The sequence below is a fragment of the Mesorhizobium sophorae genome (assembly GCF_002270415.1).
GTDB lineage: Bacteria > Pseudomonadota > Alphaproteobacteria > Rhizobiales > Rhizobiaceae > Mesorhizobium > Mesorhizobium sophorae.
This window is the reverse complement of sequence record NZ_NNRI01000007.1, coordinates 454,014-469,479: the sequence shown is the minus strand read 5'-3', so window position 1 is coordinate 469,479 and position 15,466 is coordinate 454,014. Positions and strand designations below refer to the sequence as shown.

The following is a 15,466-nucleotide window of genomic DNA, read 5'->3' as shown; positions in this document are numbered from 1 at the left end:
CCCCGCAGTTGCCGGGTTCTGCGAACTACTCGCTCTCCCCCTCCAGCGCAGGCACCGACACACCGGCAAGCTCGGCCGCCAGCAGCCGCGAGGCGCCGGCTCGGGCGATCCGCAGCATCAGCGCCTTGCGCGTTGCCGCCGCCATGCGGTGCTCCGGCGCATCGCGCAGGATTTCGGCGCCGTAGCCGTCGGAGAGGATGAAGCCGCACTCCTCAGGAAAGATCTCCGAGGGCACGCCGGGATGAGTGGCGAAGAAGAAGCGGTCGGAGTGCAGCCGGTAGTCGGGCCATTTGCGGTCGACCCGGAAATCCTCGACCGAGGACTTGATCTCGATGATCCAGATGTCGCCCTGCCGCGTCAGCGCGACGAGGTCGGCACGGCGGCCGGTGGCCAGCGACAGTTCGGGCAGCACATGCGCGCCCATCTCCATCAACAACCGCTGCACGCCGCGCCGCACCAGCATGGCGCGCTCGGACTGGCGACCGTCGATAAGCGGGTTTTGCAGAATCGGCGAGATGATTGGCATGGCGGCACCATGCCAGATTTTGTTCACGGTTTGAACCTGTTTTATGAGGGCGATTATATATTTGACAAACCCGGTGCTTCGACCCGATGGCATGAGGCCCTAGGCTGACAATTAGTCATCGCTAATATATTCTTATCCCGAAATGCGAGGGGGATGTCATGCGACAGCCACGAGGTTGGATCGCGCTGGCGTGGCTGGTCTTATCTGGCGACGCGGACGCCCATGATTGGTACACCGGCAAAAAAGACCCGGTTATGCAATCTGATTGCTGCGGCAACAAAGATTGCCACCGGATAGACCCTCCGCGAGGTCAGGGAGACGAAAGACGGCTATTACGTCAGGTCGCCTCGCCCCGCATACATGAATGAGCCACAAGAGCCGGAGTGGTTTATCCCTAGAGAGCGTGCCCAAGCCTCCCCCGATGACCGCTACCATCTCTGTGAGCATTTAATGACGTTCTATCGAACGATCATTCCCCATATGAAGTTCGAGGCCTACCAGAGATACAGATGGCGGTGTTTCTTCGTGCCCAAGGGCACGAGTTCAATCGAGAAAGGTCGATAGAAGGTCTTCAGGTGCTTGGTTGGTAGAGGCGCTACGATGAATGGCGGCCTAGCCAATTCGCCCGGCCCTATGGGAGTGGCCGGTACGGTCGGGGTGCTTGGTGTTGGGGGTAGGCCGCACCGGCCACTGCGGGATCAGGCTTTTGGGATCGTCCCCCGCACTGCCCAAGCTATAGGCACATTAGCGATATCTCAACTAAGACTGAAGTCCCAGACACGCCCTGCCCAGCCGTAGGGCAGCCGCTACCCACGATACGCGTGCATTGATCGGCCTTGGGGTGTACCCTTCAGGACTGCGCTGCCAGCCGCATACTGGCTTTCTCCCGAGGAGGCATTCTTATGACCGCGTACAAAGTCGGTTATCTCATTGGCAGCCTCGCCAAGGGCTCAATCAACCGGAAGCTGGCCAAGGCGCTCGTGAACTTGGCGCCAGCCGAACTCTCGATGGCCGAAATCCCGTTCAAGGATCTGCCGCTGTACAGCTACGACTACGACGCTGATTTCCCTCCGCCGGCAAAGGCATTCAAGGAAGCACTCGCCGGGATCGAAGCCGTGTTGTTCGTCACGCCGGAATACAACCGCTCAATCCCAGGTGGGCTGAAGAACGCGATCGACTGGGCGAGCCGACCCTACGGCCACAACTCGTTCACCCGAAAACCGTCGGCGGTCATCGGCACCTCGCCGGGTTCGATCGGCACCGCGCTGGCGCAGCAAAGCCTTCGCGGCGTTCTTGGCTTCTGCAACTCCCCGCAGATGAACTCGATCGAGGCTTACATCCAGTTCAAACCCGGCCTGATCACCGATGAAGGCGAGGTCACCGACGCCGGGACCGAGGAGTTCCTGCGCGACTACATGCTGCAATTCCACGGCTTCATCACTCGGGTCTATACCGCCCTGGCCACATAGGTCACAGGACACCGCGCGGCTGGAGGCCCCAGGCTGGGAATCCATAGATTGGAAAATGCCCTCCTTTCCATGCCGACGTTTTGGATTAGTTGGCCCGCTGGTATGAAGCACAACCGCTAAGCAAGGGGGCGTCCAATGAGCGAGACGCCGATCTTATGATCTAACCCGGATGCACCCAAAAGAAGTCAGGCATCGGTCCTTGAAAGCCTGAACTTGTGGAGCTTATCGTCGGTTCCATGGGGACGGGTGACGCGACATCGAACAGCAACGAAGGCGAACAGCTGTGGGCCTTCGACCTTGACGCTCTGCGCGAGGCCTTCGGAAAGTCTGTCCAGGAACATAAAATCACGGCGGATGATTGGGCGGAACACGCCAATCAGTTCCTCGAAAAACAGAGAGATCGTCCCCGCGAGCCGACTTGATTGGCCGGATGGCCGGTGCGGCCGGGGCGATCTTGGGAATGCCCAGCCGCCCGTCTCCATCAAAAGCCGTTGCACGCCGCGCCGCATCAGGATGGCGCGCCCGGACGTCTGACAGACCCACGCTATCGGCCAATTGAGAGGCAGCCCTCAATCATCCAGCCAGTATGCTCGAAAACAGCCAAATTGGGGCGCGATCCCAAGCCGGCGCTTGGCGTCGAATTCCATCTCGGACAGCGCCCTGGCTGAGTTGTTCCCGGTCACATCAGGCAAGATGGTGTACCCTTCCGCGACCAACTGCAGGCACATTTCCTGGTAGTGCCTTTTGAAGCCGTTCTTGATCTTGTTCCGCGGATACCGCCGCCCGTGCATGCATTCCTGGCTCAGGATGTCGGAATACCGCAGGGCGCTGGCCATTCTTACTTTTACTTCGAAGATCGGCTTGTAAGGCTGTTTGTCCTTGGACCAGCATCGTCCTGCCGACGCGACCAGCGCCGCGGCCACCAGGCCTGCCAGGAACTTCCCCACTCAGGTCCCTTCCGACCAAAGGAGATGTGCATTAGCCCCGGTTAATATTACGGCAAATCCTACTGGTTTCCAAATGATGCTCCCGCTGGACGCATAGCGCCTATGCGGCCGTCGAAGCATCCTTGCCGCTGGGCAGCGCAGCCCCCGCCATATCATCCAGGATCGGGCAGTCTGGTCTTTCGTCGCCGTGGCAGGCGTGGATCAGCGTCTGCAGGGTCGAACGCATCGACTGCAATTCGCGCACCTTTTCCTCGATCGCCCTGACATGGGCGGCGGCGATCTCGCGCACGTCGTGGCTGGCGCGGCTCCGATCCTTGTAGAGCGCCATCAACTGGCGGCAGTCGTCGATGGAAAAGCCGAGGTTGCGCGCGCGGCGCAGAAAGGCCAGCCGGTGGATGTCGTCACCGGAATAGTCGCGGTAGCCGTTGGCAGCACGTGCAGGGGCGATCAGGCCGATCTCTTCATAGTAGCGGATGGTTTTGGCCGGCAGGCCTGAATGGTGGGCGGCGTCACCGACATTCATGACGATTTTCCTTGATTTTTAAGAGGCTTGCGGACGGGGCCATTGATTTTGCTTCACAATCCTGTGAGGCCTGTTGCCGAAATGCCATAGTAATGCGCCTACCAGCACGTAAGCCCCTGCATATAGGCATCGGGTGCTTGGCAAGCAAAGAAAATGCCAGCATGAATGATCGTGAAGCGGCCGACTCGTGCTGCTGACGTTGGGGCGGGGCACCGGATCATCTTATGCGCATGAAGTCGTTTGCAATCGTCGCCGCATTGGCGCTTTCCACTGCTATCGCCGGTTGCAGCAGCATCGGCATGCGGATTTTCTCCAACGACTACGGTGCGGTCACCGACGCCGGTTACCAGCTGCCGCGCATCCCGATCGAGAAGGTGCCGATGAGGTATCATCGGCAGGAGGTGGACTACGACACCAAGGAAAAGCCGGGCACCATCATCGTCGATACGCAGAACAAGTTCCTGTACTTCGTCGAGGGTGATGGCCTGGCGATGCGCTACGGCATCGGCGTGGGTCGCGAAGGCTTCGAATGGCACGGCACCGCCCACATCGCGCTGAAGCGCGAATGGCCGACCTGGACGCCGCCTTCGCAGATGATCCACCGCCAGCCGGAACTGGCCAAGTTTGCCGGCGGCATGGAGCCGGGCCTGAAGAACCCGCTCGGCGCCCGCGCCATGTACCTGTTCAACAAGGGCGGCGACATGGGCTATCGCCTGCATGGCAGCCCGGAGTGGAATTCGATCGGCAAGGCAATGTCGTCAGGCTGCATCCGCCTGATGAACCAGGACATTATCGACCTTTATGACCGCACCTCGGTGGGCGCCAAGGTCATTGTTCTTTAGACCATGATCCCGAAAACCGGTACCGGTTTTCGGCAAAATCATGGTCAGATACAGACGCCATTCATGCGCGGACCGTCTAGGCAACAACGGACGTCCCAAACAGAAAACCGGGCAATTCGGCCCGGTTTTTTGTTTTTTGCGCCTGTTTTTTGCGTTTTGTCGAATCTGCTTTGCCGGCAAAGCGTCCGGCGGACGATCAGGAAACCTGCTCGACCTGCTGCACTTCCGGCACGAAGTGGCGCAGGAGATTCTGGATGCCGTGCTTGAGCGTCGCCGTCGATGACGGGCAGCCTGCGCAGGCGCCCTTCATGTGCAGGAACACCGTGCCGTTCTCGAAGCCGCGGAAGGTGATGTCGCCGCCATCCTGGGCGACCGCCGGGCGCACCCGCGTGTCGAGCAGTTCCTTGATGGTGATGACGAGTTCCTCGTCGGCCTTGTCGTAGAACTCACCCGTCAGGCTGGTCTCGGCGGCAGGGCCGGCTTTGACCATGACCGGCGCGCCGGACATGAAATGCTCCATGATGGCGCCGAGAATCGCCGGCTTCAGATGCTGCCAGTCGGGGCCATCCTTGGTCACGGTAATGAAATCGTAGCCGAAGAAAACACCGGTAACGCCGGGAATCTCGAACAGCCGGCCAGCCAGCGGCGAGGCGGTGGCGGCGCTGTCGGCATCGCGGAAATCGGCGGTGCCTTCCAGAAGCACTTCCTTGCCGGGCAGGAATTTCAGCGTCGCCGGGTTTGGCGTCGATTCGGTCTGGATGAACATGGCCGTCTCCGTGCCCATTTCGGGCAACCAGTTTGGAATAGTTCTAAATAGGCTCTATTGGCTGGACATTCAAGCGAAACGCATCGCCGGAACGGCTGGCTGGCGGAATGTTTTTGCGACCTGCGATGCGCTTTGAGGTGCGATTCAGGTCTGGCCGTTTGCAGGCCGGCCTCACCCGAATATCGATACATCTCAGGCGAGGCTGTCGATCTCCTCGTCCGACAGGTTTTGCGGCACCACGGTCACCGGGATCGGGAATGCGGCACCCTTGCCGGCCACGGCGCCAACCAGCGGTCCGGGACCTTCCTTGCCGGCGCCGGCGGCCAGCACCAGGATGGCGATGTCCTGGTCTTCCTCGATCAGCTTGTGGATCTCTTCGGTCGGCTTGCCTTCGCGCACCACCATCTCCGGCTCCATGCCGAGCTTCTGGCGCACCTTGTTGGCATAACCGTCGAGCGCGGCGCGCGCCGTGGCGTTGGCCTCCTCGCGCATGATCTTCTCGACACCCAGCCAGTGCTGGAAATCGTCCGGCTCGATCACATAGAGCAGCACCAGCATGCCGTTGGTACTCTGTGCCCGCTTCGAGGCGTAGGCGACGGCGCGCTCGCATTCCGGCGTGTCGTCGATGATCGCCAGGAACTTGCGGCGATGGCCGGCTTCGCGGCTGAGGCGTTTGGAGACCATGTCTACGTACTCGGTGTCATTGCGGCCGCAATCTGCCACTGCCGCAGACCGGCGGCAAGCCGCCGGCCTTATGCCAGTGTGGTGCAGTGCACCCGATGTTGGGATCAGCTCTGCAGCAGCCCGATGATGTCGCGCACGGTTTTCATCGTTGCCTCTGCGAGCACGCTGGCGCGCTCGCCGCCATCCCTCAGCACCGCGTCGACATAGGCGCGGTCATCGGAAATGCGGCGCATCTCGCTGGCGATCGGCGCCAGCTTCTCCACCGCAAGGTCGGCCAGCGCCGGCTTGAACACCGAAAACTGCTGGCCGGCGAACTCTTTCAGCACGTCTGCCTTCGACATATCGGCAAGACCAGCATAGATGCCGACCAGGTTTTCCGCCTCGGGCCGGCTGGCCAGACCGTCCAGCTCGCTCGGCAACGCTTCCGGGTCGGTCTTGGCCTTCCGGATCTTCTTCGAGATCGCATCGGCATCGTCGGTCAGGTTGATGCGCGACAGGTCCGACGGATCCGACTTCGACATCTTCTTCGAGCCGTCGCGCAGTGACATGATGCGCGCCGCCGGCCCGCCGATCACCGGCTCGGTCAGCGGGAAATAGCCGTTGACGGTCTCCTCGCCGACCTGCATCTCGACGCCGACGCCAAGGGCTGCGATGCGGTCGGAAAAGTCGTTGTTGAATTTCTGCGCGATGTCGCGGGTCAGCTCCAGGTGCTGCTTCTGGTCCTCGCCCACCGGAACGTGGGTGGCGCGATAGAGCAGAATGTCGGCAGCCATCAGGCTCGGATAGGCAAGCAGGCCCAGCGAAGCGTTCTCGCGGTCCTTGCCGGCCTTGTCCTTGAACTGCGTCATGCGGTTCATCCAGCCGATGCGCGCCACGCAATTGAAGATCCAGGCGAGCTCCGCATGCTGCATGACCCGCGACTGGTTGAAGACGATGTGCTTCTTCGGGTCGATGCCCGAGGCCAGGAACGCCGCGGTGATCGACCGCGTCTGGTCGGCGAGGTCGTCATAGACGAGCTGTGCCGTCAGCGAATGCAGGTCGACGACGCAATAGATGCAGTCGGAGGTTTCCTGCAGGGCGACGAATTTCTTGATGGCGCCGAGATAGTTGCCGAGATGCAGATTGCCGGTCGGCTGGACGCCGGAAAAGACGAGTGGCTTGAAGGCGGTCATGGTTGTTCCCTTGGCTTGTGGAGGGCCGTTTCGCGCGCGGCGAAAGTCTTGCGACGGCGCGCTTATGGACGAACACGACGATCCGATCAAGACCGGTCTTGCCCGTCGAGTTATCCGGCCCTACTCGTCCGGGGCGGTCTTTGGGGCCGGAGGCGCCGCTTTCCCCGATCCCCGCTTGACGTTGCGCCGGATCATGCCGAAATCGGCGCCGCCGGTGGCGAAGGCGGTGATGAAGTAGAGCAGCGCCCCGCCGGCGACGAGCGCCAGAAGCGTCGTCGCCTTGACGACCAGCGGCGCACCCCGGCCGAGCCTGACGGCGAACCAGTGTTCGGCGAAATAGAGTGCGACCCCCATCACGATCGCAGACAGCACCAGCCGCGGAATGCGTTTCATCAGCGGCACGTCGCGGCCCCAATGGCCACGTCTGATCAAGACGCCGAGCAGCATCAGCGCGTTGACCCAGCCGGCGACGGCCGAGGCGACGGCGATGCCGGGCGCGCCCATTTCCGGAAACAGCGTCAGCGCCGTGGTGACGTTCACCGCCACCGAGATGGCGGCGAACATCATCGGCGTGCGGGTGTCCTCGCGGGCGAAATAGCCGGGGGTGAACGCCTTGATCAGCACGAAGGCCGGCAGGCCGAGTCCGAAGATCGCCAGGATCGCCGCCACCGTGGGCGTCGAGTTGTTGGCGGCAAACGCGCCGCGCTCATAGACGAGCCGCACGATCGGCTCCGACATCACCCACAGTGCCGCGGCTGCCGGCAAGGTGAGGAACAGCGTGAACTCGACCGAGCGGTTCTGCAGATTGGCCGCCTCGATCAGGTTGCCCGACTTCAGCGCCCGCGACAGTTCGGGCAACAGCACGATCGCCACCGCGACGCCGACCACGCCGAGCGGCAACTGGTAGATGCGGTCGGCATAGGCGAGCGAGGACACCGCGCTGTTCTGCGCCGAGGCGATCGCCGTGCCGATAAGCTGGTTGATCTGGGTGATGCCGCCGGTGATCGCCGCCGGCAGCGCCAGGATCAGCAGCCGCTTGACCGCGGGCGTCATTTTCGGACGGCGGAAGCCGATCGAGATGCCGGCATGGCGCACCGCCACCCAGACGATCGCCAGTTGCACCAGTCCGGCGGCCAGCACGCCCCAGGACAGTCCGTAGCCGACGGTGAGGGCGTCGGAGCCCTTGTACCAGGCGTAGGCGAGCACGCCGATCAGGATGATGTTGAGAAACACCGGCGCCACCGCCGCTGCGAAATAGCGGCGCAGTGAATTCAGCATCCCCGCCATCATGGCGCCCAGCGACATGCAGATCAGGTAGGGGAACATGATCGTCGCCAGCGTCACCGTGGTGTCGAATTTTCCCGGTATGCCGGCAAAACCCGGCGCAACCAGGTAGCGCACGATCAGCGGCATCGACAATTCCATGACGATGGTCAGCGCCAGCAGCGCCGTGAACAAGACGCCGAACACTTCCTCCGAGAAGCGCTTGGCGCCTTCGGTGCCGTGTGTCTCGATCTCCTTGGCGAACAGCGGCACGAACGCGGCGTTGAAAGCGCCCTCGGCGAACAGCCGGCGAAAGGTGTTGGGAAACTGGAAGGCGGCGTTGAAGGCGTCGGCGACCGGTCCGGTGCCCAGCGCTGCCGCCATCAGCATCTCACGCCCGAAGCCGAGCGCGCGACTCATCAGCGTGCCGGAAGCGACCGTTGCGAATTTCTTGACGAGGCTCATGCTTTTGGGAACTGCCTGCGGAATTGGGACAAAGTGATGGTCGCTGTCACTCGGCGGCGGCCTTGGCCTTGCCGCCACGCTCGGGCGCGACGCCTTCAAGAGCCGCCATCAGCCGGTTGCGGATGGTGGCGATGCGAGTCGGGTTGTCGATCTTCTGGCCGGTGAGGTCGGTGACGTAGAAGGTGTCGATGACCTTTTCGCCGAAGGTGGTGATGTGGGCCGATGCGATGTCGAGCGACAGATCGGATAGCGTTCCGGTGATCTCCGACAGCAGGCCCGGCCGATCCAGCCCCTCGACCTCGATGACCGAAAAACGGTTCGACAGTGCGTTGCGGATTTCGGCGCGCGGCGGGATTTTGAACACCTTGGCGCCGCGTCGAGGCTTGGTCCGCTTCTCGATCATCTCCGGCAGCCAGCTCTTGCCCGACAGCACGTCCTCGATCAGCCGGCCGACGCGCTCGGCACGCCGGCGCTCGTCCTCGTCGCGGTCGAATTCCCTTGAGATCAGGATGGTGTCCAGGGCACGGCCGTCCGACGTGGTGAAGATCTGCGCGTCGACGATGTTGCCGCCGGCTCCGGCGCAGGCTCCGGCGATGACCGAGAGCAGGCGGGGATGGTCCTGGGCCAGCACGGTGATTTCGGTCACCGCCTCGAACTGGTGGGTCTTGACCATGGTGGCGAGCTTGTTGCCCGAAGCGTCCGCTTCGCGGATGAACTCGGCATGGCGCAGCTGATCGGAGAGATCGACGGTCAAAAGGTAATTCTCGTAGTGCAGGGCGACATAGCGCTTGCGGGCCTTGTCCGACCAGTTGGCGAGCGCCTCGGCCAGACGCTCGCGCGCCGCCGCCGTCCGCTGCGCGCGCGACACTTCCGAAAAGCCGCCCGTCAAAAGCAATTCGGTCTCGTAATAGAGCGTGCGCAGCAGCTGGCCCTTCCAGCCGTTCCACACGCCAGGTCCGACGCCCCTGATGTCGCAGACGGTGAGGATCAAAAGCAGCTTCAGCCGCTCGACCGATTGCACGATCGCGGCGAAATCCTCGATGGTCTTGCGGTCGTTGAGGTCTCGGGTCTGCGCCGTCATCGACATTACGAGGTGGTTCTCGACCAGCCAGGCCACCGTTTCGGTATCGGCTGGTGACAGCCCCATATGCGGGCAGATGCGCCGGGCGATCCTGGCCCCGGCCTCGGAATGATCCTCCGGCCTGCCTTTGGCGATGTCGTGCAGCAGCACGGCGACATAGAGCGCCTCGCGGCTCTTCTTCAGGCCCGGCATCAGCGTGTGGGAGAGGGGATGGACCTTCTCGCCGTCACCGCGCTCGATCTCGGCCAGCACGCCGATGCAGCGGATCAGGTGCTCGTCCACCGTATAGTGGTGGTACATCGAGAACTGCATCATGGCGACGATCTTGCCGAAATCCGGGATCAGCTTGCCGAGCAGCCCCGCCTCGTTCATGCGCCGCAGATTGAGTTCGGCATTGCGGTCCGAGGTCAGGATGTCGAGGAACAGCCGATTGGCCTCCTCGTCGCGCCGCAGCGACTTGTTGACCAGGCCGAGCGAGCGCGTCAGCAGCTTCAGCGCATCGGGGTGGAATTCCAGACCGTGCTTGTCGGCGAACCAGAACAATCGCAAGAGATTGACCGGGTCGCGCTCGAACACCTGGTCGTCGGCGATGTTGATGCGGTGGTTGTCGACGATGAAGTCCGAGGTGCCCGCGAGCTTGCGCTTGCGCCGCGAGAAGGTGAGGAAGATGCGGTTGAAGCCCGGCACGTGCTTGGCCTGCTCTTCCTCGAGCGCGGCGCAGAAGATGCGGGTCAGGTCGCCGACATCCTTGGCGACGAGGAAGTAGTGCTTCATGAAGCGCTCGACCGCCGACAGGCCGGGATGGCTGGTGTAGCCGAGCCGCTCGGCAATCTCGCGCTGGATGTCGAAATGCAGCCGTTCCTCGGCCTTGCCAGTGAGGAAATGCATGTGGCAGCGCACCGCCCACAGGAAATCCTCGGCCTTCTGGAATTCGCGATATTCGCCCTCTGTGAAGACGCCCTTGTCGACCAGCTCCTCGCCGGTGCGCACGCGGTAGAAATACTTGCCGATCCAGAATAGCGTCTGCAGGTCGCGCAGGCCGCCCTTGCCATCCTTGACGTTGGGCTCGACGAGATAGCGGCTTTCGCCGGCCTTGGCATGGCGATCGTCGCGTTCGGCAAGCTTGGCCTGGACATATTCGGGGCCGGTCGTGCGCACCACCTCATGGTCGAAGCGCAGCATCAGCTCGTCATAGAGCTTGAGCTCGCCCCACAGGAAACGCGCCTCGAGGATCGAGGTCCGGATGGTGACGTCGGTGCGGGACAGGCGCAGGCATTCGTCGATGTTGCGGGTGGCGTGGCCAACCTTCAAGCCCAGATCCCACAGCATGTAGAGCATGTACTCTACGGTCTGCTCGCCCCATGGCGTCTGCTTGTAGGGCAGCAGGAACAGGAGGTCGATGTCGGAGCCAGGCGCCAGCGTGCCGCGACCATAGCCGCCGACCGCGACGACGGCCATGCGCTCCGCCGAGGATGGATTCTTGACCCGGTAGACATGCGTGACGGCGAAATCGTAAAGCGCCCGGATGATCTCGTCCATGAGGTGCGACAGACGCGCTGCACAGGGACGGCCGCCGCCGTCGTCCCTCAGCATGCGTTCGGCAATGGCGCGTCCGTCCGCCAACCGCCCCTTGAGAAGCTGAAGCACGCCGCTGCGCGCGGCCTGTCCGGAGCCGTCCCCCGCGGTGGTCGCGGTTAGCGCCGTCATCTCGCGGCGCAAGGCTTCGCCGTCGATCAGTTCGTCGAGCTTCAGGGAGATTTTCGCCATAGGTACCGGTTGGCCTCGCCTTTTCGGCGGCGTCTATAGCGCCTTTTCGCGGTTGTGGGTATGGGCAGGACGGACACGTTCGCCGTGGCGATAGAACGCTATGAGCCTGTTTCTCTGCTTCAGGAGGCAGAGGTCGACGATCCTGCTCAGCAATTTCCTGGCCTCAGCCCCGATTCTCATCGGCAGCGTCTTGGTCGTGCGCGACCCGGATTGGACACCGGCAAGCCACTGGTCCCGCCGTTCCTCAAGAAGCAGGCTCGGCAGTGCGGCGGACCGCAAGAAGCGTTCCTGCGCACACAGAGCCGGAATCAGCTGATAGATCGCCTTGCCGGGTGAGGGGGCGAATCTTGGATTGAAGATGACCTGGTCGACGGGACTGCTGAGCTCCGCGGTGCCGTCGATGAGATCGCGCGCCGCCTGCCTCGAGAGTATGTAGCCGGCCGCGCCGACGTGAGCTCCGTGCAGTCTGGACGTGGAAAAGCCGTGCCCGGCCGGAGAGCGCCGCCATGCGAGCCGGGTCTTCTTGAAGAACGTCTCCAGCTTGACGATCTCGGCATCAGCCGGGATCCAACTGGCGTCGGCAAGCATCGCGCCGGCATTTTCCGAAAAGACGACATCGTCTTCAAAAACGACGCCGTAGGCATCGTCGCCATCGGCGATCTTTGCCCAGCAGGCCTTGTGGCTGAGGAAACAGGCGATCTCGGTGTTGGTCAAATGCAACTGCGTCAGCGGATTGAGCCGCATTGGTGTTTGCGGGAGGTCGGATCGGCCCTGGGCGTCGACCGCCGCGACGCGTTCAAAGTCAATGCCGATACGGGCAAACTCCGACGTCATATGCGCGAGCCGGTCCTGGGACCGGTCGAGGTTTATGACCAGGCACTTCATTGGAAATGGAATCGATGCATTTGGATGCGTTTGGATTGTCAAGCGGCGGGTCCATAGCACAAGAAGCCGCCGCGCATCCGACTTTCTTTGACTGTGGCCTGGCGCCGGCGACGGCATACGGAAAAAGAAAATTATGCCCTTGACCTTCCAGTTACTGGAAGCACTACCTCCGCCTCGAGACGAGGCATCGAGGCATTTTGAATGACGCATTCAGACCATCATCATCACACGCATGACGGCTGCTGCCTGGCGAAAGCCGCGGCCGGGGAGGCGGCCGTGGTGCGGGATCCTGTCTGCGGCATGACCGTCGACCCTGCGACGGCCAAGCACTCTGTCCGTCATCAAGGTCGGGACTTCTTCTTCTGCTCTGCAGGCTGCAAGGCGAAATTCGAGGCGGAACCGCAGAAATATCTTGGCGACAGGGCCGCACCGCCGCCGATGCCCAAGGGCACGCAATACACCTGCCCAATGCATCCCGAAATCATCCGCGACAAGCCCGGCTCCTGCCCGATATGCGGCATGGCGCTGGAGCCGATGGGCGTGCCCACTGGTGATGAAGGACCAAATCCCGAGCTGGTCGATTTCACCAGGCGATTCTGGGTCAGTGCCGTGCTGTCGCTGCCGTTGCTGTTCATCGCCATGGCGCCGATGCTCGGCCTGACGTTCGAGGCCGTTGTCGACGATCGCACAATGGTCTGGCTGGAACTGGCATTGGCCAGCCCCGTCGTGTTGTGGGCGGCGCTGCCCTTCTTCCATCGCGGCTGGGATTCGCTCGTGAACCGCAGCCCCAACATGTGGACGCTGATCTCGCTCGGCGTCGGCGCGGCCTATCTCTACAGCGTCGCAGCCAAGCTGTTCCCGGACATTTTTCCGCATCAGTTCCGCAGCCATGGCGGTGCGGTGCCGGTCTATTTCGAGGCCGCCGCCGTCATCGTCGCGCTGGTCTTCCTCGGCCAGGTGCTGGAGCTGCGCGCTCGTGAAAAGACCGGGTCGGCAATCCGCGCTTTGCTGGATCTCGCGCCGAAGACCGCGCGGCTGATCGGTTCCGACGGCTCCGAAGGCGACGTGCCGCTCGACGCGGTCAAGGTGGGTGACCGCCTGCGCATCCGTCCCGGTGACGCCGTGCCGGTCGACGGCACCGTGTTGGAAGGTCGTTCCTCCCTCGACGAATCGATGATCACAGGCGAACCGTTGCCGGTCGAAAAGGCCGAAGGCGATACCCTGACCGCCGGCACGCTCAACAAAAACGGCTCGCTGATCCTGCGTGCCGAGCGGATCGGCGCCGAGACCACGCTGGCGCGCATCGTCGAACTCGTCGCCAAGGCGCAGCGCTCGCGCGCCCCGATCCAGGGGCTTGCCGATCGCGTTTCCTTCTACTTTGTCCCGGCTGTGGTGCTGGTCGCGATCGCCGCCTTCGTGGCCTGGGCTGTCCTTGGCCCCGAACCCAGCCTGATCTTCGCCATCGTCTCGGCGGTGTCGGTGCTGATCATCGCTTGCCCCTGCGCGCTCGGCCTCGCCACGCCGATGTCGATCATGACCGCCACCGGGCGCGGCGCCCATGCCGGCGTGCTGATCAAGGAAGCCGCCGCGCTCGAACGCTTCGCTTCCGTCGACACACTGATCGTCGACAAGACGGGCACGCTGACCGAAGGCCGGCCGAAACTGACCGATGTCGTTGCCGCAAACGGCTTTTCCGAAGACGAATTGCTGGCCCTTGCCGCCGGCCTCGAAAAGGGCTCGGAGCATCCGCTGGCCGAAGCCATCGTCGAAGGCGCCGGTACGCGCGACCTGGAGATCGCCGATGCCAACGGCTTCGAGGCCGTCACCGGCAAGGGCGTTTCCGGCACCGTGTCGGGAAACAAGGTCGCGCTCGGCAATGCGGCGATGATGACCGATCTCGGCATCGACACCGCGTCGGTCTCCGCCAGGGCCGAAACGCTCCAGACCGAAGGCAGGACCGTGATGTTCGTTGCCGTCGGCGACAAACTGGCCGGCATCGTCGCTGTCGCCGACCCCGTCAAGGCGACCACCGCCGAAGCGATCCGGGCCCTGCATGACAGCGGACTGAGGATCGTCATGGCGACCGGCGACAATGAGCGCACGGCAAAAGCGATCGCCAGGAGCCTCGGCATCGATGAGGTTCGCGCCGGCCTGTTGCCGGAGGAGAAGGCAGCCCTGGTCGAAGAGCTGCGTGCCAGGAGCAAAGGCGTCGCCATGGCCGGCGACGGCGTCAACGACGCCCCCGCCCTTGCCGCCGCCGATGTCGGCATCGCCATGGGCACCGGCGCCGATGTCGCCGTCGAAAGCGCCGGCATTACTTTGGTCAAGGGCGACCTCAACGGCATCGTGCGGGCGCGTACGCTCGCCCAGGCGACGATCCGCAACATCCGCCAGAACCTGTTCTTCGCCTTCCTCTACAACGTGCTCGGCGTACCCGTCGCCGCCGGTGTGCTCTATCCGCTCACCGGCACGCTTTTGTCGCCGATGCTGGCGGCGGCGGCGATGAGCCTGTCCTCGGTGTCGGTGATATCCAACGCATTGCGGCTGAGAGCGTTGAAACTCTGAGCAAAGCCCCCAAATACGAAACCCACTCAACAGGAGACCATGAATGACCTTGGCTAAAAAACTCGTCCTTTTGCTGATGGCTGCCGGAATGCTGCTTGCCGTCTTCCTCGAAAGCGTTCCGGCGCAGAGCGAAGAGATGAAACACGACATGGGCGCCATGTCGACGGATGCGACCGGCCCATCGAGCGAAGGCTACAAGGCGGCGATGGACAAGATGCATGCCGACATGATGGCGTTGCAATACACCGGCAATGCCGATGCCGATTTCGTCCGTGGCATGATCCCGCACCATCAGGGCGCCATCGACATGGCCAAGGTCGAGCTTGCCAACGGCAAGGACCCGGAGATCCGCAAGCTGGCCGAGGGGGTCATCGCCGCGCAGGAAGCCGAGATCAAGCAGATGCAGGGCTGGCTCGCAGCCCATCCGGTGGAGTAAGCCTTTCGCGAACCAGGATTCGGCGAGAACTCTCTCTGGATTTCCCGCCGAGCCTGTGATGCGATCCGGCCCTCA

Annotated in this window: 14 protein-coding genes; 4 read left to right on the top strand and 10 right to left on the bottom strand. The window is 62.9% G+C overall.

All coding sequences use genetic code 11. The annotated features are described in order from the left end of the window. Positions 1-25: 25 nt before the first annotated feature. A complete protein-coding gene (locus tag CGZ66_RS06675) occupies positions 26-526 on the bottom strand; it encodes an MmcB family DNA repair protein (RefSeq protein ID WP_095084296.1) in 501 nt (166 codons plus the stop codon). Between the two features lie 902 nt (positions 527-1,428). Between CGZ66_RS06675 and CGZ66_RS06665 the strand changes: the two genes are divergently transcribed. Next, complete coding sequence (locus tag CGZ66_RS06665; RefSeq protein WP_095082764.1) at positions 1,429-1,995, top strand: NADPH-dependent FMN reductase; 567 nt, start codon at positions 1,429-1,431, stop codon at positions 1,993-1,995. Between the two features lie 185 nt (positions 1,996-2,180). On the opposite strand, the gene CGZ66_RS06660 is transcribed toward CGZ66_RS06665, so the two are convergent. The 3 genes from CGZ66_RS06660 to cueR all read right to left on the bottom strand — a co-directional run bounded on the left by CGZ66_RS06660 (position 2,181) and on the right by cueR (position 3,465). Beyond that, a complete protein-coding gene (locus tag CGZ66_RS06660; protein ID WP_143748688.1) occupies positions 2,181-2,504 on the bottom strand; it encodes a hypothetical protein in 324 nt (107 codons plus the stop codon). Positions 2,505-2,564: 60 nt separating this feature from the next. Beyond that, on the bottom strand, positions 2,565-2,942 hold the full coding sequence (locus CGZ66_RS06655) for a hypothetical protein (protein WP_095082758.1): 378 nt from the start codon (positions 2,940-2,942) through the stop codon (positions 2,565-2,567). Positions 2,943-3,042: 100 nt separating this feature from the next. After that, entirely contained in the window at positions 3,043-3,465 is a 423-nt protein-coding gene (gene cueR, locus CGZ66_RS06650; protein WP_095082754.1) for a Cu(I)-responsive transcriptional regulator, read from the bottom strand. Between the two features lie 224 nt (positions 3,466-3,689). Between cueR and CGZ66_RS06645 the strand changes: the two genes are divergently transcribed. After that, a complete protein-coding gene (locus CGZ66_RS06645) occupies positions 3,690-4,307 on the top strand; it encodes a L,D-transpeptidase (protein ID WP_095082750.1) in 618 nt (205 codons plus the stop codon). Between the two features lie 196 nt (positions 4,308-4,503). Here the strand turns inward: CGZ66_RS06645 and CGZ66_RS06640 are convergent, their stop codons facing one another. The 6 genes from CGZ66_RS06640 to CGZ66_RS06615 all read right to left on the bottom strand — a co-directional run bounded on the left by CGZ66_RS06640 (position 4,504) and on the right by CGZ66_RS06615 (position 12,390). Continuing rightward, positions 4,504-5,073 carry a NifU family protein gene (locus CGZ66_RS06640; protein ID WP_095084295.1) on the bottom strand — a complete coding sequence of 190 codons (570 nt, stop codon included), beginning with the start codon at positions 5,071-5,073 and terminating at the stop codon, positions 4,504-4,506. A gap of 192 nt (positions 5,074-5,265) precedes the next feature. Further along, positions 5,266-5,757, bottom strand: a complete 492-nt coding sequence (locus tag CGZ66_RS06635) for a universal stress protein (RefSeq protein WP_095082749.1) — start codon at positions 5,755-5,757, stop codon at positions 5,266-5,268. A 104-nt stretch (positions 5,758-5,861) separates the two neighbouring features. After that, positions 5,862-6,929: a tryptophan--tRNA ligase gene (gene trpS / locus CGZ66_RS06630; RefSeq protein ID WP_095082745.1), complete on the bottom strand. Its 1,068-nt coding sequence runs from the start codon at positions 6,927-6,929 to the stop codon at positions 5,862-5,864. Positions 6,930-7,049: 120 nt separating this feature from the next. Then, positions 7,050-8,657: a murein biosynthesis integral membrane protein MurJ gene (gene murJ / locus CGZ66_RS06625; RefSeq protein ID WP_095082741.1), complete on the bottom strand. Its 1,608-nt coding sequence runs from the start codon at positions 8,655-8,657 to the stop codon at positions 7,050-7,052. 46 nt (positions 8,658-8,703) lie between these two features. Beyond that, positions 8,704-11,505: a [protein-PII] uridylyltransferase gene (locus CGZ66_RS06620; protein ID WP_095082737.1), complete on the bottom strand. Its 2,802-nt coding sequence runs from the start codon at positions 11,503-11,505 to the stop codon at positions 8,704-8,706. Positions 11,506-11,538: 33 nt separating this feature from the next. Beyond that, entirely contained in the window at positions 11,539-12,390 is an 852-nt protein-coding gene (locus CGZ66_RS06615) for a glycosyltransferase family 25 protein (RefSeq protein ID WP_095082735.1), read from the bottom strand. Positions 12,391-12,591: 201 nt separating this feature from the next. Here CGZ66_RS06615 and CGZ66_RS06610 point away from each other — a divergent pair, with 201 nt between their 5' ends. Together CGZ66_RS06610 and copM are read left to right on the top strand one after the other, a co-directional pair. Beyond that, complete coding sequence (locus CGZ66_RS06610) at positions 12,592-14,955, top strand: heavy metal translocating P-type ATPase (protein WP_095082733.1); 2,364 nt, start codon at positions 12,592-12,594, stop codon at positions 14,953-14,955. A gap of 43 nt (positions 14,956-14,998) precedes the next feature. Then, on the top strand, positions 14,999-15,391 hold the full coding sequence (gene copM / locus CGZ66_RS06605) for a CopM family metallochaperone (protein WP_095082731.1): 393 nt from the start codon (positions 14,999-15,001) through the stop codon (positions 15,389-15,391). Positions 15,392-15,466 lie beyond the last annotated feature (75 nt).

Excerpts from the sequence above, each read along its gene's own strand:
- CGZ66_RS06660 (WP_143748688.1), bottom strand. The coding sequence starts at position 2,504 with ATGCGGCGCGGCGTGCAACGGCTTTTGATGGAGACGGGCGGCTGGGCA.
- CGZ66_RS06640 (WP_095084295.1), bottom strand. The coding sequence starts at position 5,073 with ATGTTCATCCAGACCGAATCGACGCCAAACCCGGCGACGCTGAAATTC.
- CGZ66_RS06615 (WP_095082735.1), bottom strand. The coding sequence starts at position 12,390 with ATGAAGTGCCTGGTCATAAACCTCGACCGGTCCCAGGACCGGCTCGCG.
- CGZ66_RS06610 (WP_095082733.1), top strand. The coding sequence starts at position 12,592 with ATGACGCATTCAGACCATCATCATCACACGCATGACGGCTGCTGCCTG.
- CGZ66_RS06675 (WP_095084296.1), bottom strand. The coding sequence starts at position 526 with ATGCCAATCATCTCGCCGATTCTGCAAAACCCGCTTATCGACGGTCGC.
- copM (WP_095082731.1), top strand. The coding sequence starts at position 14,999 with ATGACCTTGGCTAAAAAACTCGTCCTTTTGCTGATGGCTGCCGGAATG.
- CGZ66_RS06665 (WP_095082764.1), top strand. The coding sequence starts at position 1,429 with ATGACCGCGTACAAAGTCGGTTATCTCATTGGCAGCCTCGCCAAGGGC.
- trpS (WP_095082745.1), bottom strand. The coding sequence starts at position 6,929 with ATGACCGCCTTCAAGCCACTCGTCTTTTCCGGCGTCCAGCCGACCGGC.
- murJ (WP_095082741.1), bottom strand. The coding sequence starts at position 8,657 with ATGAGCCTCGTCAAGAAATTCGCAACGGTCGCTTCCGGCACGCTGATG.
- cueR (WP_095082754.1), bottom strand. The coding sequence starts at position 3,465 with ATGAATGTCGGTGACGCCGCCCACCATTCAGGCCTGCCGGCCAAAACC.
- CGZ66_RS06620 (WP_095082737.1), bottom strand. The coding sequence starts at position 11,505 with ATGGCGAAAATCTCCCTGAAGCTCGACGAACTGATCGACGGCGAAGCC.
- CGZ66_RS06645 (WP_095082750.1), top strand. The coding sequence starts at position 3,690 with ATGCGCATGAAGTCGTTTGCAATCGTCGCCGCATTGGCGCTTTCCACT.
- CGZ66_RS06635 (WP_095082749.1), bottom strand. The coding sequence starts at position 5,757 with ATGGTCTCCAAACGCCTCAGCCGCGAAGCCGGCCATCGCCGCAAGTTC.